Genomic DNA, 18,048 nt, shown 5'->3' with positions numbered 1-18,048 from the left:
TTGTTAAACAGTATTCTTAACCTCAACAAAAAACACTCTCTCTTTATTATCACTATGCTTACTTTTTCCAGTCGTAAAAGCTTTATAATCTTTTTCAAAAATCTTGACTTTACCACGCTTGGAGAGACTTTTTACAATATCTTCATCACTTATTTTTGCATTACTTCTGTCGTTTCCGCGGTTTGCCATGTTGTTGTATGAGAGGAGCATGTATTTGCATTTTGCATTGATAACCAAGTCATCAAAACTCTCCGTAGCACTTTTAAGTGAGTAGTTACTTTTTATCTTTGTTCTATCAAACTTTTTAGCCACTCCAAAAACTTCAGGTTTTTGCCAAAGTGAAAGGTTTTCAAGCAGATGGTAGGCATCACAATATTGTCTTGAATTATATGGCGGATCCATGTAAAGTACATCACACTCTATGTCACGAATAAGCATATTCGCATCTGCGTTATACACTTCATTATTAAGGTTTTTCTCTACATCCATATCTAGCATCTTCATCTCAAGGTTTTGCTCTCTTATCTCTTTTTTTATGTATGCATCATAGTGTCCAACAGTATTTGCAATGCGGTCTATTGCATAGTTTAGTGAAGTTAAGAGTATGTGTTTTTCTTTTAGATTTATAGCATCTGAGATAAAGAGTTTTTTTATCTCTTGGCGAATGTAGCCTATCTTTTTTGCTACATCATCTCTAAAGTAACGACCTCCGAAATTTTTAGAAAAATAGTTATCTCTTGAAGTAGTAGATGCATTAAACTCTGCTATATAGTTTAAAACCTTTTGCTTATCAAACTCTTCATCATTTAAAAAAGCATTCAGCGAAATAAAGTTTTGATACAGCAAGTCGTTTGAGATGATTTTTCTCTCTTTAGCGTTGAAATATTCGCCTACAACACCAGTGCCTGAAAAGATATCACAAAAAGAGTCAAATTTGCCAACTTCATTTTTGATTATCTCATCTATAAAAGGTAATATTGAATTTTTATTGCCGAGGTATCTTCTTTGCGATATTTTATACAAGAGTTATCTCCAAGATTTTATTGGCACCATTGTACAAAAAAAATGTGTCTCTCTTGTTAAATATTTCAAAGTGTCATACTTTTTATTAATCTGCAAAGAGTTCTTAACTCATCTTCGCTTTGTCCAAGTCTAGCAATTAGTCTTATGATGGCACTTTTTACGGTTGGTTGTCTGATTCCTCCGACCGCGTATCCATTATTTAAAAGTTTGTTTTTTATATCTATGACTTTAGCATTATCACCGATTAGTATGGGGACAATCAAACCCTCAACACTGATACCTAACTCTTCGTAAACAACTCTTTGACGAACTGCTATTTCACCTCTTAAAGAGTTTATGTTAGAGAGTATGTACTCAAGAGAGTTATGAGCTAGTAAAGTGTCATAAAGTGAGAGTGAGGTAGCGTAAATGATTGGTTTTGCACGATTTATCAGATACTCAACTATATGCTCAGATGCCAAGATATATGCACCAAAACTTCCATACGCTTTACCTAATGTTCCCATCTTTATGTGGTTTGATTTTGGTGCAATGTTGTAAAGGTCAAACACCCCCATAAGCTTATCTCCAACTACTCCGCTACTGTGTGCTTCGTCCACTATAAGAATAGCATCTGCATTGTCACAGATGCTAAATACTTCCATATCTACTAAGTCTCCATCCATAGAGTAGATGCCCTCAACTGCAACTATCTTTCTTTTAGCATCTGAGGAAGAGAGCATCTGAGATAATTCACTCATGTCATTATGCTTGAAGAACTTGACCTTGATTCCATTTATGCTCGATGCCAAGACACCAGATGCATGGTAAAGTTCATCCATGAATAGTTCATCACCACGTCTAACAAGTGCTTCAATTAGAGCAATATTGGCATTGAAACCACTACCTAAAACTACTGCATCTTCAAATCCGTTAGCCTTTTTTAAAGAGTCTTCAAAATCTTTATGTATCTGATGGTAACCATTTACCAAGAGAGAGGCTTTGGAGCTATGAAGCGGAAGTTCTGAGAGTGTTTGGCAAGTTTTACTATGAAGCTCTTTATTATGTGAAAGCCCTAAGTAGTCATTAGACGCAAAATCTAGAACAGTGTTATCTACTACCTCTCTGCTTCTAAATCTTCCTGCACGCCTAAGCGCTTTTAATTCATTATCATAATACATGATTATTCTGAAACAACTATATTTCTTCCGCTGTCTTTAGCTTTATAAAGTGCGTCATCTACTCTCTTTAAAATAAACTCACTATCTTCTCCAGCAACATACTCTACAACTCCAAAACTCATAGTAATAGGAATAATTTTTTGAGATAACTCTATTTCAGTTCTTAGCTTTTCAGCTATTTTTTGTGCCTGATTTTTTGAAGCATATGGAAGTATAATCATAAATTCTTCACCACCAAATCTACTAAAAATATCACCTTTGCGTAGAAGTGAGCTTATTAGTTTTGTGTATTCAATGAGAACTTCATCCCCAACACTGTGACCATATTTATCATTTACCTGTTTAAAAAAATCTATATCAAGCATTATTAAAGAAAAGGAGTGTTTATATCTTTGTGCATGTTGGATTTCTTCTTCTATTTTTTGATGGAAGTATCTACGATTACCGATACCAGTCAGCGAATCTGTGATAATCAAGTGTTCAAGTTCTTTTTTATAGTTTTCTTGTTCTGTAATATCGGCAAGAACTATACTATAGTGATCTTTCTCTTTTAAAACCTTAGAAGCACTTGCTGAAAAATAGTAAATCTTACCAAATATATTTACTTTCATCTTATGTATCTTAGATTTATTCTCTATAAGATAATCAATCCATTTATTGCCATCCATATCTGCTTGTATATATCCATCTTCATTTACAAAAAAATCACATATAGACTTATTTTCTGATAAAAATTCTTCAAGAGTTTTATATTTATCAAAATATTTGAAAAATATTCTATTAACATCTAAAATAGATTTTCTGTTGTTAATAAGTACAATATTCGTAGCAGAATCTATAATACTGTGAAAGTATTTTTTCTGTCTTCTATTTGCAAAAAAGAGCATAGTACTAACAATTATCGTAATACTCATTATCACGATAATACCAAGTGCTAACCATTTAAACATGAAAAAGTCTAAGTCCATATTTGACATAGTATCTATATTTTTAAACATTATATAGTAACCTACAGGTTTCTCATTTTTATTTCTAAGTTCATAAGAAGCTATGATCTTACCATTTTCTATTTTATACGAATTATTGAAATATTTCTCAACTCCATTATCTCTGAGATAGTCTCTAACCTCTTTAGGAGCATCAAAGTTTGCTACATAATAATCACCGATAAAAAGTTTTGTAAATGGAAACTCTAATTGTTTTTTAAACTCTTTTTTAAGTACAACAGCTGAGTCTATCTTTAAATCTTTCAACTGTTTGGAAATAGAGTTAAAATGTGAAATAATTTCTATGATTCCTACAATATTATCGTCTATAAAGAGTGGAACAATAGCTTTTATGGATAGATTAAACTTACCAGCACTTACAGAGTAAGTTACTTTTTTAGTCTGTACTACATTTACAAGATCATGTCTTATTTTACTAATATTATCTCCCCTTTTAGGGCTCCAGCTTCTGTAAAGTGAGTTCAGGTCTTTGTCTAGAATTTGTATCCAAATATTTTTATAAAGTGTATGTTCTCTAAACTTAGCAATCAAACTTTTATAGTAATTTTCTTTAATCGTTTTATTTTTAATATTTTGTGCAAGATGTCTATCACTTGCTATACTTAGAGCCATTGCAATTGTAGACTTTTGCTTTTGTAAAATCATACTATTGACTTTTTTATGCATAAAAAGAGCTTGCATTTGATGCTTTGATGCAGCTAAGGAATCTCTTTTAGATTTTAAGAAATCTATATACTGCCAACTAGTATATAAAAGTAGCAAAGATATTAGTGAAATAAGTAGATACAGTTTATAATGTTTTATAATAAAAGACCTCTTTTTATCACTATTTTATCATTAAATAGTTTTATCCTATATAAAACCTATTGATTCTAAATAATATATTAGCGGTAGCATTTTAAAAAAAAGCTTTTAGAACTTCTGTATTTAACCCCATAGCAGTACTCTCAAAGCCTCTGACTTCTTTGATATATTGCTTACAGAAGCCCTCCACCATACAAGCCCCAGCCTTACCTCTCCACTCACCACTTTGCAGATAATCTTCCAAATTATCAAGATTAAATTCATCAAATATATAGTCAGTCTGGGATATATCTATTATTTTTTTGGTGCTTGAATGGTAAATCATACAGGTTACTATTGAGGTTATATTTCCACTTTGAGTCATTAAGATATTTCTAGCATCATCTGTGCATCTGGCTTTACGTAGGATTTGTCCCTGCGCTGTCACTACAGTATCTGCAACTAAAAGTGGATACTCTTCAAAACCAAATGCTTGTAAATTTTCTTTATATTTTCCCAGTGTAGCCTGATATACAAAGTTTTTAGGTGATGAAGCAATAATTGCGTCTTCATCGAAGTCTACTGACTCTTGAATAAACTCTATACCTGCCTCTCGCAAAAGCATAGCACGAGTTTGGGAGCTAGATGCCAGTCTTATCATATTGTAAGCACCTTAAATCTTTTTAACTATTCTTCAAGAGCTTGAGCCGCTTTAAGTTTATCATTGTTAATATAGAGAACCACCCTAGTAGTTCCCTCTTCTTCACTTCTTAACTTATCGTACAAATCTTGCATCTCTGTTGCTTTTTCACGCGAAACAGGCTCTCTTACAGACTTATATTCTACAGGCTTTTTATCTTTCATAACAGTAGAAACTCTGGCATATACCCAGTAGTATCCACCATCTTTACGAAGATTTTTTACATAACCATGCCATACATCCCCATTTTTTATGGTATCCCACAAATCCGTAAACAGTGACTTTGGCATATCTGGATGTCTTATAACATTATGTGGTTGTCCGATGAGTTCACTTGGTTCATATCCTGAAATATCTGCAAATGTCTCATTTACATATGTAATTTTTCCTGAAAAATCTGCACGAGATACAATAAGTTCTTCTTCTGGTACTTCAGTCTCATAAAACATATCAAATGCTGTTTCCATTAATAATTCCTTTGTTAAAAATCAGATACTATTTTAACAAATTAACATTAAATGATAGAAGAAAGATATGCTCCCATAAAAATTGCAATAACACCTAAAATTATATTCAGCGGAACCATATATTTTCCAATGGGTTCTAATTGACCTTTAGCACCTGCAAAGTCACCCTCACCTAACATTTTCTCAGCTCTGTTTCTTCTTTTCATCATAACAATAAGATTGATAAACATAACAGACCAAATACCTTCTTTGGCATGTGAAAAAATACTATATTCACTTTGTGAAAGACCGTAACCTTTTATCATCACAATAGCACTGATAAGCAGGATTATTACAAATGGAAGAACAATAGTAAATAGTCTCTTAAGTGCATGAGCTATGCGCTCTAATCTTTTTGCAGGAGACTCTATCTCCATAAATGATGGATGAGCAGCGTAACGCAAAGATATCATTCCACCAACCCATACAACAGCTGATATAACATGCAAAAAAACTATAAAAGTTTTATATTCTGTAAAAAACTCTTGCATTACGAAAGTACTTCTGTAATAAAGGCAAGAGCTTGCTCTTTTGCCTCTGGAAGTTTAGTCTTGTCTTTTCCACCAGCTTGTGCAAAGTCTGGGCGACCACCGCCACCGCCACCGAGTATTGGAGCAATTTTTTTAATCCAATCACCGGCTTTAGCATCTGCGTTTTTTACACCTGCAGCTATAAGAACTTTATCGCCTTTTACTTGAAAAAGCATTGCACAAAGTTTTTCATTTTGGTTTTTAAGCTCATCAATTTTTTCTTTGATATCCCCAGATGCAAGCTCTTCAACTACAACAGTAACACCATTTATCTCATTAAGTGCGATTTCAACTTTCACACTCTCTTCGGCTTCTTTTAACTCTGTTTTTAACTCTGCTACATTTGCTTTTAGTCTTGCAACACCAGCTAAAACATCTAAATTTTTAACTTCAGATTCTACTTGCTTTATAAGCATTCTTTGCTCACAGAAGTGTTTATATGCAGCTTGTCCACAAACTGCTTCTATTCTTCTAACACCTGCTGAAACACCGCTCTCTTTAGTGATGATAAATGAACCAATATTTGCAGTGTTGTCAACATGTACACCACCGCAAAACTCTACTGAAGCGTTGGCAAAACTAACTACACGAACTTCATCTCCGTACTTCTCGCCAAACTGAGCTTTAGCACCGCTATTTTTTGCATCTTCTATACCCATAACTTTAGTATTTGCAGGTATTGCTCTTAACACATCATTGTTTACTCTAGTCTCTATTTCAACTAACTCTTTATGAGTCAAAGCTTTTGGATGAGAGAAGTCAAATCTAAGTCTGTCAGCTTCAACAAGCGAGCCTGCTTGAGAGATATGATCTCCTAAAACGTCAAATAAAATTGCGTGTAAAAGATGCGTTGCCGAGTGGTGTTTAATAATCTCATTTCTTGAAATATCAACTTTTGACTCTACCACATCTCCAACTTTTAGAGTTGAAATTAGAGTTATTTGTGAAAGATTAAGTCCAAAGAATTTTCTAGTATCTTCTACTTTTGCAAATCCTTCGAGCTCCCCACTATCACCTGTCTGTCCGCCAGACTCTGCATAAAAAGGAGTGATATCTAAAAGTACCCAACCATTTGTGCCAGCATCTAGAGTTTGCACACTTTTAAAGTTCTCATCTAAAAGAGCTTGTACTTCTGCGGAGTGAGCTAAAAATTCATAACCAACAAAAGTGTTTTCTCCAAACTTCTCTAAAAGCTCTTTAAAATCTCCATGAGTATCAGCATCTCCACTACCTTTCCAAGCAGCTTTTGCACGAGTACGCTGTTCTAGCATCAACTCTTCAAATTTTGCCAAATCAAGTTTAAGATTTTTACCCTTTAACATATCCTCTGTAAGGTCAAGTGGAAAACCGAAAGTGTCATAAAGTTTAAATGCAACTTCTCCGCTAAAAGTCTCTTTAGTATTTAAAACTTCTTCTTCAAATAGAGCAATTCCAGACTCAATAGTCTTGAAAAATCTAGCTTCTTCAAGTTCTATCTGCTCTTTAACAGCTTTTGCTTTTGTTTTTAAGTAGTCATACTCACCACCCATAATCTCTACAACTCTGTCAACGAGTTTGTACATAAAAGCTTCTCTAAATCCAAGAAGATAACCATGTCTAACCGCACGACGTAAAATACGACGAAGAACATAACCACGACCTTCATTTGAGAAGTTGATGCCCTGAGCTAAAAGAAAAAGTGCAGTTCTGATGTGATCAGCGATTACACGGTATGAAGCACCGCTCTCATAAACATACTCTTTGCCTATAAGCTTTTCAACATCATTGATAATTGGCATAAAAAGAGATGAACCGTAGTTACTAAGAGCGCCCTCTTTAATAGCTACAACTCTCTCTAAGCCCATACCCGTATCAATAGAAGGTTTAGGAAGTTCTGTCATTTTACCATCAGCACTTCTTTCATACTGCATGAAAACAAGATTCCAAATCTCTAAAAATCTATCACCCTCACCACCAAGATAATCTTCCTCGCCTGAAAAATTCTCAGCACCTTGGTCATAAAAAATTTCACTACATGGTCCACATGGCCCAGTATCACCCATCTGCCAAAAGTTATCCCCATCTCCAAGACGAAGGATTCTGTCTTTAGAAACATGTTTTTGCCAAAGGATTTCAGCCTCATCATCGCTATCATGGATAGTAACCCAAAGCTTCTCAACAGGTAATTCTAAAACTTCAGTAATAAATTCCCATGAATAATCAATAGCTTCTTCTTTGAAGTAATCTCCAAAGCTGAAGTTACCCAGCATCTCAAAGAAAGTATGGTGTCTAGCAGTATGTCCAACATTTTCTAAGTCGTTATGTTTTCCACCGGCTCTTAAACATGTTTGACATGAAGTTGCACGAGGATTTGCAGGTCTTGGGATTTCACCTGTAAAAATAGACTTAAAAGGGACCATTCCTGCGTTGTTAAAAAGAAGTGATGCATCTTCTGGTACTAAGGGCGCTGAGGCAATTCTCTCATGATTCTTTGACTCAAAAAATTTTAAGTACTCTTCTCTAATATCCATCTATTATTCTCTTTTATAAAATTGCGCGATTATATCTAAAAATGTAGAAAGAATTGGTTAAAGGTAAGAGTTTTCGTCTTCAATAGATGTATTTTGGTAGCTTTTTTGAAAAATCTCTCCAGCAAGTCCACTTCCATATTTAATTATCTCTTTTTGCTCATTTAAAATGGGCGTAGTTCCTAATCCACAACTAGGACTTTTTGACTTTAAAATTATTTTGTCTGCAATTAGATTTTTTTTTACAAATGAGTAGATTTCATCTTCTAGTAATTTTGTTACATCTTTATTTGTCTCATCACTGATTATCTTGTTTTTTCCATCAATATCTACTACACTTATTCTCTCTCTTGGTGTTCCAAAGATAGGGGCTTCAGGACAAAAAGGTATGATTTCATACTCTTTAAAATCTTCTAATATTTGGTTGTTTTGCTTTGTTTGTCCATCATAACGACAATTTTCACCAAGCAGACAAGCAGAGATTATAACCTTTTTTTTAGACACTTAACATATCACTACTGATTTGATTTCTGTCATCTCTTCAATAGCAAACTTAGGACCTTCACGCCCTACTCCGCTAAGTTTGACACCGCCATAAGGCTGAATATCAAACCTAAGAGTTGGCATATCATTTATAACTATTCCTCCAGCATCTAACTCTGAGATTGCTCTTTGCATCAGGCTTAAATCATTTGTAAAAACAGAAAACTGAAGACCATAAGGCGAATTATTCATGCGAGGAAGAGCATCATCGAAATTCTCAACTTTTACTAAACTTACTATTGGAGCAAAAACTTCTTCGCATACTATAGCCATATCATCTCTTACATCAACCATTACGCACGGATGAAACATTCTTCCCTCACGGTATGGAGCAAGCAGAGGTTTCGCACCTTCTGCTATGGCACTTTCCACCCAGCCCATTGCACGAGTTGCAGATTCATCATCTATGAGAGGACCCATAAATGTATCATCATCATAAGGAGACCCGACAACTAGTTTTTCTGTCTCTTGGGCCATCTTAGCTGCAAACTCATCATAGATGTCTGCATTTACATAGATACGTTGAAGCGAGATGCATACCTGACCTGAATTTACAAAAGCACCAAGAGCACAACGTGCAGCTGCCAAGTCTAAATTAGCACTTTTATCTATGTAAGTTGCTGCATTTCCACCAAGTTCTAAAGATACTTTTTTTATTCCTGCACTTTTAGTTATGATGTTTCCAACAGGTACACTTCCCGTAAAACTGATAACACGAGGTATATCACTGCTTATCAAAGCACTTCCCACTTCAGCATCTCCATAAACTACACTAAGTGCATCTTTGATGGCATACTCACTCTCAATAAATAGCTTTGCAAATTTATAAGCAGTAAGAGGAGCTTCAGGAGTTGGCTTTAAAACTACAGCATTTCCAGCTACAAGAGCAGGAGCAAGTTTATGTGCAACAAGATTTAGTGGAAAATTAAAAGGAGTTATCGCCACAACAACACCGGCTGGTTCTCTTGTAAAAAATGCCGTTGTCTTTTTACCGCTTGCCATGGCATCTGTATTTATAGTCTCACCATGCATTGTACGCATTGTCTCAGCAGACAAAGTTACGGTCTCAATACATCTATCAACCTCAACTCTTGCAAAAGCAATAGGCTTGCCAACTTCATCAGTTATAGTTTGAGCTATATCTTCTTTGTTGAGTAGAAGTTTATTTGCTACATCCAAAAGCCAACTGCATCTTTGAGATAGAGTGGATGTTTTCGCGTCCTTAGTTGCTTCTTGTGCGATTTTTAGAGCTTTTTTCGCATCTTCTGCACTACAAACAGGAGCACGAGAGACTACATTACCACTATATGGGCTTTTTCTTTCACTAAAATCTTTGCCTGTGGCTTCTGTTGAGCCAAAAAATATCTTTGCATCCATTTAATTTCCTTTCGCAAAAAGAATAAAATCCTTTTTACTTCGCTTGGACCGTTATAGTCACTAAAGCTTAGCTCTTAGAGCTAAATATTTTATTTATATTAAGAAAATTATATCATTTTAATTATTATCTTGTAAAATACTTTATATGAAACTAATTATACTTACATTAATATTTATCTCATCTCTTTACAGTATTGAGTTAAATTGGCTGCATGATTACGATAAAGCTTTAGCACAAGCGCAAAAAGAGCGTAAAGACGTCTATCTTTTTGTAGGTGCTGATGAGTGTAGATTTTGCGACAGATTTAAAGAACTGACTCTTTCAAAAAAAGAGGTTATAGATAGGTTAAAAAAAGAATATATACTGTTGTACCTCTCCAGAGACCAGCACTTCATCCCTAAACACTTTGAAATTAAAGGCGTGCCAAGACACTACTTCTTAACTCCAAAAGGTGAAGTAATACACGAAGATAGAGGCAGCAGAGAACCAGCTGGTTTTTTTGATATCCTTGATGAAGTTGATTTGAAAAAAGATAATTAGGTGAATAGCGAAGCTAGAGAGTATGCCCTGGGGTGCTAAAGGGTTATATTTTCTATAAATTCTATCTTCTTGGGTGTTACAACAATAGCATCTAACTCAAAGTCGTTTTCATATCCATTCTTTTTCATATATACATGGGCTGTTTTTATAAGTCGAGAGATTTTTGTGGGTGTGATATTTTGGATAGCTAACTCATAGTCTAATCCACTTTTTACTTCAACGAAGTGCAGAACTTCATCTTTTGTAGCAATAATATCTATCTCTCCAAAGCGAGAGTAAAAGTTCCTCTCTACAATGATAAAGCCTTTTTCATCAAGAAATCTACACGCTTTGTCTTCGGCTAGATTTCCTTTTGCTCGACTCATCTAAACGTTAATTACTTCTACTTTTATAGACTTAAACGCAGCCGTTAAAATCAGCTCATCTGACTTATCTCCAAAGAGTGCGTTTATCTTTGACTTTGCATGATGAAAAGTTGAAAATAATGTTTTTGGTTGAACCTTATCTGTTAACTTTATAGTTAGTGGGGTAGTCTCTCCAAACTCAGTTTTTAATATAACCCTATCACTTGTAAAATCTGCTGCATCACCCTCGTAAACTAACAGTATATCTTCATCATAACGTTTGTTTAATGACTCACTTCTTTTAGTTTGTGCTGCATTATTATAGTGAGCTAGCGTTCTTCCTGTTGTTAAGTGATAACCTGTAAGTTTCTTCTGTGTAATCTCTTTTATCATCCCACGTAATTTATACTGGTGATAATGGAAGTGTCCTAGTCCATCATCTGTACGGAAATCTAGTTGATGAAGGATTGGTGTGTCTTCAGTATGAACTGGCCACTGAAGACCACGTTTACGATGTTTCTCAAGTCTGTGATAATCAGCTCCAGAAAAACGTCTGTAAGCAACACGCTGAACTTCACTCCATATCTCTTCTGAACTAGCATATGAGGCATCTCCGCCCATCTTATTATCCATTAACTGTATGACTTCCCAGTCATCCGGCAGGTCTGATTTTACAAGTGGTTGAGAAAGATGAAGACGTCGCATAGCATTTACATATACACCAGTTTTTTCATACGCTGATTTCACACCTATAACTATGTCAGCTCTTTGTGCTACATCTGTCATAAACAAATCTTGAACCATTATAAGTTCTAACTTTTCAAAAGCCTTGTTGACTTTGTTAAGATTTGGATGAATATGTGTTAAATCTTCACTGATGTTTAATACTGCTTTTACTTTGTCAGAGAGCATCTCATCAACTAACTGAGGAGTCATAAGACCAACCTCTTTTGGTTCTTGATAATCTGGGTCAAAGTATGGGAGCATCCCCATATCACAAGCGCCTTGAACATTATTTTGACCACGAAGAGGCATAAGACCAGTCCCACTTTTACCAACATTTCCAGTCATAAGAGCAAGATGAACTATTGCCATTACCGCGTAAGAGCCATCTATATGTTCAGTGATACCAAGACCCCAAAAAATCATAGATTTTTTCAGTGCATACTCACGAGCAACTTTTCGAACCATTTTTGAGAGGTATTCATAACCTTCTATCTCGTTAAAATAATCAGGATTAGCATAAGGGTCATTCATGATTTTTTCTTTAAACTCTGCAAAATCTTTTGTTCTATCTGCTATGAAATCCTCAGCATATAACTCTTCATCTATGATTACATACGCTAACATATTTAGTATAAGTAAATTTGCTTCATGCGGCATGATAGCTTTATATTTTGAGAACCTATGAAGTTTAATTTCTCTTACATCAAATACAGCCAAATTATCATGGTCACGCGCTACATCTATGATACGGTTTGCGATGATAGGATGAGCCTCTGTAGTGTTTGAACCAATAACTATCATAAACTCAGCATTGTAGATATCATTGTAAGGGTTAGTAGCAGCTCCTTCACCAATAGTACGTTTCATACCACTAAGTGATGGTGAATGACATACTCTAGCACAGTTATCAACATGTGGCGAGTTTAAAGTATGACGAGTGAATTTTTGGAAAAGATAAACAGACTCACAAGATGTTCGAGCTCCTCCAATAGATGCTATTGATTTGCGACCATAGTTAGCTTGAATCTCTTTTAACTTCATAGCGCTTGCTGTTGTGGCATCATCTAAATTTGTCTCATACCAAGTCGAATCTAGATCAACAAGAGATGAACTTATTGCATCTTTTATCGTAGGATTTTTTTCTAGCCAACTTTTACGGATACGAGGTATGCGAAGTCTATCTGGTGCATCTACAAAATCAAAACCATATTTACCCTTGATACAGAGTTTACCTTGTGAAACAACTCCATCAGGATGAGCAAAAATCTTTTTGATTTTATTCTCTTTAGTATCAACATGAGCAGCTATATCACAACCAACACCGCAGTAAGTACATACACTATCTATCGTTTGTATATTTTCCATATCATTTCCTATACTATTCTAATCATCACAGGAGTCAAGTTTACAAAATCTAATGCTTCAATACTTTTTATCATATTTTGAATATCTTTTTCTAATGCGATATGCGTAGAAATCAAAAGGTTTGCTGAATTAGTTGAAGCTGGGCGCTGAAGCATAGTCTCAACAGAAATATTATTTTCTTCAAATACTTTAGTAATTTTTGCTAATACTCCTGCACGGTCAGAAACATTTATGCGAATATAGTATTTTGAGTTTATATCTTGGATTGCTTTTAGAGTTAATTTTCCTTCTAAAGGTTTATCAAATCCAAGCATCGGAGTAGATTTACCACTTCTGGCAATGTCTATTATATTTGCAACAACCGCACTCGCAGTTGCATCTCCACCGGCACCGGGGCCATAGTAAAGTGTTTCACCAACCTTATCTCCAACAACAGAGATACCGTTCATTACACCATCGATTTTTGCAATCATCTCATCTTTAGAAATCAGACAAGCATGCACTCTAAGTTCTACTTCATTGCCATCTTTTTTAGCTATTCCTAAAAGTTTAATAGTATAGCTAAACTCTTTTGCAAAAGTTATATCTTCTTGAGTTACATTCTCGATACCTTCGATTAAGATATCTTCAGGTTTGGCATCTATGCCATAAGCAATAGAAGCAAGAATGAGAAGTTTGTGAGCAGCATCAAATCCGCCAACATCAAAAGTCGGATCAGCTTCTGCATAACCTAGCTCTTGACTCTCTTTTAAAATGTCATCATAAGCAACACCCTCATTAGCCATTTTAGTCAGCATATAGTTTGAAGTACCGTTCATTATTCCCATAATTGACTCTATGTGATTGGCAGAAAGCCCATCACGAAGCGCATTAATGATTGGAATACCGCCAGCAACACTAGCTTCATATTCAAATGCAATATCTTTTGCCAGACTCTGAAGCTCATAACGGTGATAAGCTAAAAGTGCTTTGTTTGCAGTTACAACAGCCTTGCCACTCTTAAGTGCACGTTTTACAACTTCAAATGCTTCTTCAACTCCACCCATAAGTTCAACTACGATATCTATCTCAGGGTCGTTTAAAATATCCTCAACGTTGTCTGTAAGAGTTATATCTAAACCTCTCTCTTTAGAAAGATTCTTAACAACTCCACTTTTAACAACTATGTCTTGTCCCGCACGAGCAGAAATAACATCAGCATTGTCTTTTAAAATATTTACTACACTTGTTCCAACAGTTCCAACACCGATTATTCCTACTTTTATCATCTATTTATTTTCCTCTTCCTGAAACTGTTTTAAAAAATCTTTGATATTTCTGGCAGCTTGGCGGATGCGGTTGTCATTTTCAATAAGTGCAATACGAACATAGTTCTCACCATAAGCACCAAAACCAATCCCTGGAGCCACTGCTACACCAGCTTCTGTTAAAAGTCTTTTTGAAAATTCTAAAGAACCTAAATGCTCCACGCACTCTGGAAGCTTTGCCCAGACAAACATGCTTGCTTCGTTTTTATTTATCTTCCAGCCGGCACGCTCAAATGCTTCAAGCAAAACCTCTTGACGATGGTCATATTTAGCCGTAATATCACGTACACACTGCTGATCACCATTTAATGCAACTGTTGCTGCAACTTGAATAGGGGTAAACATACCGTAGTCTAACCAAGATTTAATCTTTTGAAGGGCACCAATTAGTTTTTTATTTCCTACAAAGAAACCAACTCTCCAGCCGGCCATATTGTAAGATTTTGAAAGTGTAAAGGACTCAACTGCTACATCTTTTGCGCCAGGAACACTCATGATAGACGGAGTAACATAACCGTCAAAAGTTATATCCCCATATGCGATATCTGAGATAACATAAAATCTCTTCTCTTTAGCCATAGCAACAAGTCTTACATAAAACTCTTGGGTAACAGTTACAGTTGTTGGATTATGAGGAAAATTTACTAAAACATACTTTGGTTTTGGTGAAGTCTCTTTAAAAACGCGATCTAAATCTTTAAAAAACTGGTCTTCATTAAGTCTGAAATGTTCATCAAACTCTATACCAAATTTAACAACATTTCCACCTGCTAAGATGAAAGAGTATTCATGAATAGGGTAAGTTGGGTCTGGAACAACAGCTGTATCACCTGGGTTTGTAATTGCATAAGTAAGATGTGCATAGCCCTCTTTAGAACCCATAGTAGCAACACATTCTGTCATTGGGTCTAAATCACAGTCATATCTTCTCTGATACCAATCAGAGATTGCCATTAGGAGTTTTGGAATACCTTTAGAAGTTGAATAACCATGAGTTTTTGTTTTTTGGGCCGATTCAACAAGTTTCTCTCTAATATGTTCTGGAGTATCTCCATCCGGATTTCCCATAGAAAAATCAATAACATCAGCACCAGCTCTACGCTCTGCCATCTTAAGGTCATTTACCTCTGCAAAAACATACTTTGGTAGTCTTTTCATTTTGTCAAATTGTATTTCATCAAACATCAAAATTCCTGATTATATTTGGTATTAAATTAATGCTGACATTTTAGCGAAAAATGTTTAGAAAGAGATAAGGAGTCTTTTATTTCCTGTGTAGGCTTATCTTGAGCTCATTGGAGTTAAAATTAAATCATCACGAATATTTTTCAAAGTATAAATATCCGAAATCTTTATATAGTACACATTATCTTTTAAATTAAGTAGTATTTCCCTTTTTCTTGTGTCTCTTTTTAAGACTTCTAGAAGATGCAATGAGCTGTCATAAAATGCAATATATGGGTACCAACTATTTCTTCTCGAAGATGCAATATGAAGTTTTTTAATACGAGAAACATTTATCCATTTTGAATAAAGAGATCTCTTTAACTTAACTTCAAAACCATCTTCAAGAGTCTCAACATTTAGTTCTCCATCTCTCATATCGACTATGTATGTCCAGTCTGTTGGAGATTTTCTATGAATATCTACAATGTTACAACCACTTTTTCGAAGTTCTTGCTGTAATATCAATGGGTCAGTGGCATATTCAGAAGTTAGATTAATAGTCCAAGTAAACTCTGAATTATTAAGATTTGATTCTTGTGTAACATATCTGTAATAACCTATATTTCTAAGAGTATCACCCATTATTTTCACAAAAAACAGAGGTGAACCACTTGTTTTAAAGTGAAGTGTCAGCTCACTTGGTTTTTTAAAAAATAGATTTAAAAGTCCATTGTCTTTAAGTGTCTGTATAACTTTAACAGCGTCTACTCTCTCTCCTAGATAATAATCTGACGCAGGAGAAAATAAAATCTTTATATATGCACTATTTTGCTTATAAGTTTGTGGTTCTATAAGAGTTTGTATTTTTTGTGTTAGAAGATTGACTTCTTTTACTTCATCTCCAAAAGAAAGAGACAAAGACAATAAAATAGCAAAAAAAACTTTTACCATTTATTACCTTTGTTTAATTCTTTAAACTCACTAAAACTTATCTTTGATAATTTTGAATCTTTATATAAAAGTCTAATATTATTCTTATCATTAAACTTTGTAACTTCTCCGTTTATCTCAACTTTTACATAACCATGTCCAAGTGTTAATATCCAGTTTTTATTAGGATCTATATCCAATTCGCCTTTGAAAAGTTTTTGATACTTTTTATGATCACTTAAATCAATATAACCTATCCAAAGTTCTGAGTTTGGTATTATCTTAAAAGATTTTACAATCTCTACCTGTTGAGGGATAACCTCAGGTTCAGGTTCTGCTTTATCTTCTACAACTTCAGGTACTATGGCATTTTGAGACATGCTATCTTTTGCATTCTCAATTGCACTGTTATCAATAGTGTGTGTTTTTGCTTTAGTAGAAGCTGTTGAAGTTAAATCAAGAGTAAATAATACAGCAACTGAAAAAATAACTACAACTACCAATATATATAAAAGAGTATAGTTTTTTTTCTTTTTAGAGGCTATAAAAACTTTTGTATCTTGCAAATTTTTAGAACTTTCTCCAAAATATAATTCCTGTTCCTTTGCTTTTAAGTCACTTAAGTCTACACCATATTCTCTTTCTAGTATTGAGATAAAACCTAAAAACTGAATCTTGTTCATATCATCAAAAGTCTCATGAAGTACAGCTTGAACATGTTGTCTTGCTATATGAGTTTGCTCATGTATCTTTTGAGCACCAATACCTTTTAACTTATTAAGTCCATCACTCATATTCTCATCCTATCCATCAAAATAGCTCCTGCCACACTAACATTTAAAGAGTCAAATTTATGCGACATTTTTATACTAACACTCTTGTCTAATTTGGAAACAATTCTAGAAGTAAGTCCTTCTCCTTCGCTTCCTAAAACCAATGCTCTTTTTGCTGTTAGTTCTACATCTCTAATATCAGTTCCACCCATATCCGCACCATAAGTACAAAAACCAGATGTTTTTAAATCATTTAAAACATCATGTATATTATGAACTAATGCAAAAGGCATGTCATACAGAGCTCCAGTACTTGTTCTTATTACCGGCTCTATTGGTAAGGTCTTAAGTCCGCAAATAACAATGCCTTCAACACCAAGAGCATATGCACTTCTTACAATCGCCCCAATATTTCCAACATCTGTGAGTCCTGATAAGACTAATATAAAATCTTTATTTAAAAATGTTTTAAAGTCGTGCAATTCATAATCATCAACTTCAGCTAAAAAACCCTGATGATTAGCATTTTTGCTCATTTTTTGAGCAGCTTCTTGAGGGATGCGTTTTACTTCGAAACCGAACTTCATCAAGCGTGAATACTCTTTTTTATCAACTTCTTTAGCTAGATACAGAGTCTTTATCTTTTGTGGGTGATTATCAATAATATAATATATTGGTTGTTTTGCATAAATTAACATAAAGACATTCTATCTAAAAAAAATAAAGATTTGTTTTTTCAATAAGTTTTTATATAAAAAA

17 protein-coding genes are annotated in these 18,048 nt (G+C 34.5%); 1 reads left to right on the top strand and 16 read right to left on the bottom strand.

The window, feature by feature from the left end; translation table 11 throughout:
- Nucleotides 1–3 precede the first annotated feature (3 nt).
- The 9 genes from ACLHDE_RS01500 to ACLHDE_RS01460 form a co-directional block, all read right to left on the bottom strand.
- Complete coding sequence (locus tag ACLHDE_RS01500) at nt 4–1,023, bottom strand: DNA adenine methylase (protein ID WP_415397393.1); 1,020 nt, start codon at nt 1,021–1,023, stop codon at nt 4–6.
- Between the two features lie 65 nt (nt 1,024–1,088).
- Nucleotides 1,089–2,183, bottom strand: coding sequence for an aminotransferase class I/II-fold pyridoxal phosphate-dependent enzyme (locus tag ACLHDE_RS01495; RefSeq protein WP_415397392.1), 1,095 nt, complete (start codon nt 2,181–2,183; stop codon nt 1,089–1,091).
- Nucleotides 2,184–2,185: 2 nt separating this feature from the next.
- Nucleotides 2,186–3,856: a diguanylate cyclase gene (locus tag ACLHDE_RS01490; RefSeq protein WP_415397391.1), complete on the bottom strand. Its 1,671-nt coding sequence runs from the start codon at nt 3,854–3,856 to the stop codon at nt 2,186–2,188.
- 232 nt (nt 3,857–4,088) lie between these two features.
- Nucleotides 4,089–4,634 carry a septum formation inhibitor Maf gene (gene maf, locus ACLHDE_RS01485; RefSeq protein ID WP_415397390.1) on the bottom strand — a complete coding sequence of 182 codons (546 nt, stop codon included), beginning with the start codon at nt 4,632–4,634 and terminating at the stop codon, nt 4,089–4,091.
- 26 nt (nt 4,635–4,660) lie between these two features.
- Nucleotides 4,661–5,140 carry a PAS domain-containing protein gene (locus tag ACLHDE_RS01480; protein WP_415397389.1) on the bottom strand — a complete coding sequence of 160 codons (480 nt, stop codon included), beginning with the start codon at nt 5,138–5,140 and terminating at the stop codon, nt 4,661–4,663.
- 47 nt (nt 5,141–5,187) lie between these two features.
- Nucleotides 5,188–5,670, bottom strand: coding sequence for a hypothetical protein (locus tag ACLHDE_RS01475; RefSeq protein WP_415397388.1), 483 nt, complete (start codon nt 5,668–5,670; stop codon nt 5,188–5,190).
- Complete coding sequence (gene alaS / locus ACLHDE_RS01470; protein WP_415397387.1) at nt 5,670–8,219, bottom strand: alanine--tRNA ligase; 2,550 nt, start codon at nt 8,217–8,219, stop codon at nt 5,670–5,672. The genes ACLHDE_RS01475 and alaS overlap by 1 nt, the downstream gene beginning before the upstream one ends.
- Before the next feature lie 57 nt (nt 8,220–8,276).
- Nucleotides 8,277–8,720 carry a DUF523 domain-containing protein gene (locus tag ACLHDE_RS01465; RefSeq protein ID WP_415397386.1) on the bottom strand — a complete coding sequence of 148 codons (444 nt, stop codon included), beginning with the start codon at nt 8,718–8,720 and terminating at the stop codon, nt 8,277–8,279.
- The gene (locus ACLHDE_RS01460; RefSeq protein ID WP_415397385.1) at nt 8,721–10,136 is read right to left on the bottom strand and encodes an aldehyde dehydrogenase family protein; all 1,416 of its coding nucleotides are present in this window, start codon (nt 10,134–10,136) and stop codon (nt 8,721–8,723) included.
- 145 nt (nt 10,137–10,281) lie between these two features.
- On the opposite strand from ACLHDE_RS01460, the gene ACLHDE_RS01455 reads away from it, so the two are divergent.
- Nucleotides 10,282–10,677 (top strand): thioredoxin family protein, encoded by a 396-nt coding sequence (locus ACLHDE_RS01455; protein ID WP_415397384.1) that lies wholly within the window; start codon nt 10,282–10,284, stop codon nt 10,675–10,677.
- Between the two features lie 35 nt (nt 10,678–10,712).
- Here ACLHDE_RS01455 and ACLHDE_RS01450 read toward each other — a convergent pair whose 3' ends face one another.
- The 7 genes from ACLHDE_RS01450 to rlmB form a co-directional block, all read right to left on the bottom strand.
- Nucleotides 10,713–11,042: a YraN family protein gene (locus ACLHDE_RS01450; RefSeq protein ID WP_415397383.1), complete on the bottom strand. Its 330-nt coding sequence runs from the start codon at nt 11,040–11,042 to the stop codon at nt 10,713–10,715.
- Nucleotides 11,043–13,112: a molybdopterin oxidoreductase family protein gene (locus tag ACLHDE_RS01445; protein ID WP_415397382.1), complete on the bottom strand. Its 2,070-nt coding sequence runs from the start codon at nt 13,110–13,112 to the stop codon at nt 11,043–11,045.
- A gap of 8 nt (nt 13,113–13,120) precedes the next feature.
- Nucleotides 13,121–14,380 (bottom strand): homoserine dehydrogenase, encoded by a 1,260-nt coding sequence (locus ACLHDE_RS01440; protein ID WP_415397381.1) that lies wholly within the window; start codon nt 14,378–14,380, stop codon nt 13,121–13,123.
- Nucleotides 14,381–15,604 carry an LL-diaminopimelate aminotransferase gene (locus ACLHDE_RS01435; RefSeq protein WP_415397380.1) on the bottom strand — a complete coding sequence of 408 codons (1,224 nt, stop codon included), beginning with the start codon at nt 15,602–15,604 and terminating at the stop codon, nt 14,381–14,383.
- Nucleotides 15,605–15,700: 96 nt separating this feature from the next.
- On the bottom strand, nt 15,701–16,537 hold the full coding sequence (locus ACLHDE_RS01430) for a hypothetical protein (protein ID WP_415397379.1): 837 nt from the start codon (nt 16,535–16,537) through the stop codon (nt 15,701–15,703).
- Nucleotides 16,531–17,310 carry a hypothetical protein gene (locus tag ACLHDE_RS01425; RefSeq protein ID WP_415397378.1) on the bottom strand — a complete coding sequence of 260 codons (780 nt, stop codon included), beginning with the start codon at nt 17,308–17,310 and terminating at the stop codon, nt 16,531–16,533. Before ACLHDE_RS01425 ends, ACLHDE_RS01430 begins: the two co-directional genes overlap by 7 nt.
- Entirely contained in the window at nt 17,307–17,987 is a 681-nt protein-coding gene (gene rlmB, locus ACLHDE_RS01420; RefSeq protein WP_415397377.1) for a 23S rRNA (guanosine(2251)-2'-O)-methyltransferase RlmB, read from the bottom strand. The genes ACLHDE_RS01425 and rlmB overlap by 4 nt, the downstream gene beginning before the upstream one ends.
- Between the last annotated feature and the right edge of the window lie 61 nt (nt 17,988–18,048).

The organism is Sulfurimonas iocasae (assembly GCF_047716755.1).
GTDB lineage: Bacteria > Campylobacterota > Campylobacteria > Campylobacterales > Sulfurimonadaceae > Sulfurimonas.
The sequence above is the reverse complement of the archived record's forward strand: the minus strand, read 5'-3'. Positions and strand labels throughout refer to the sequence as shown.

Bases quoted from the DNA above. Each gene is read 5' to 3' on its own strand.
- ACLHDE_RS01495 (WP_415397392.1), bottom strand. From the start codon at position 2,183: ATGTATTATGATAATGAATTAAAAGCGCTTAGGCGTGCAGGAAGATTT.
- ACLHDE_RS01490 (WP_415397391.1), bottom strand. From the start codon at position 3,856: ATGCATAAAAAAGTCAATAGTATGATTTTACAAAAGCAAAAGTCTACA.
- maf (WP_415397390.1), bottom strand. From the start codon at position 4,634: ATGATAAGACTGGCATCTAGCTCCCAAACTCGTGCTATGCTTTTGCGA.
- ACLHDE_RS01480 (WP_415397389.1), bottom strand. From the start codon at position 5,140: ATGGAAACAGCATTTGATATGTTTTATGAGACTGAAGTACCAGAAGAA.
- ACLHDE_RS01475 (WP_415397388.1), bottom strand. From the start codon at position 5,670: ATGCAAGAGTTTTTTACAGAATATAAAACTTTTATAGTTTTTTTGCAT.
- alaS (WP_415397387.1), bottom strand. From the start codon at position 8,219: ATGGATATTAGAGAAGAGTACTTAAAATTTTTTGAGTCAAAGAATCAT.
- ACLHDE_RS01460 (WP_415397385.1), bottom strand. From the start codon at position 10,136: ATGGATGCAAAGATATTTTTTGGCTCAACAGAAGCCACAGGCAAAGAT.
- ACLHDE_RS01455 (WP_415397384.1), top strand. From the start codon at position 10,282: ATGAAACTAATTATACTTACATTAATATTTATCTCATCTCTTTACAGT.
- ACLHDE_RS01450 (WP_415397383.1), bottom strand. From the start codon at position 11,042: ATGAGTCGAGCAAAAGGAAATCTAGCCGAAGACAAAGCGTGTAGATTT.
- ACLHDE_RS01445 (WP_415397382.1), bottom strand. From the start codon at position 13,112: ATGGAAAATATACAAACGATAGATAGTGTATGTACTTACTGCGGTGTT.
- ACLHDE_RS01440 (WP_415397381.1), bottom strand. From the start codon at position 14,380: ATGATAAAAGTAGGAATAATCGGTGTTGGAACTGTTGGAACAAGTGTA.
- ACLHDE_RS01435 (WP_415397380.1), bottom strand. From the start codon at position 15,604: ATGTTTGATGAAATACAATTTGACAAAATGAAAAGACTACCAAAGTAT.
- ACLHDE_RS01430 (WP_415397379.1), bottom strand. From the start codon at position 16,537: ATGGTAAAAGTTTTTTTTGCTATTTTATTGTCTTTGTCTCTTTCTTTT.
- ACLHDE_RS01425 (WP_415397378.1), bottom strand. From the start codon at position 17,310: ATGAGTGATGGACTTAATAAGTTAAAAGGTATTGGTGCTCAAAAGATA.
- rlmB (WP_415397377.1), bottom strand. From the start codon at position 17,987: ATGTTAATTTATGCAAAACAACCAATATATTATATTATTGATAATCAC.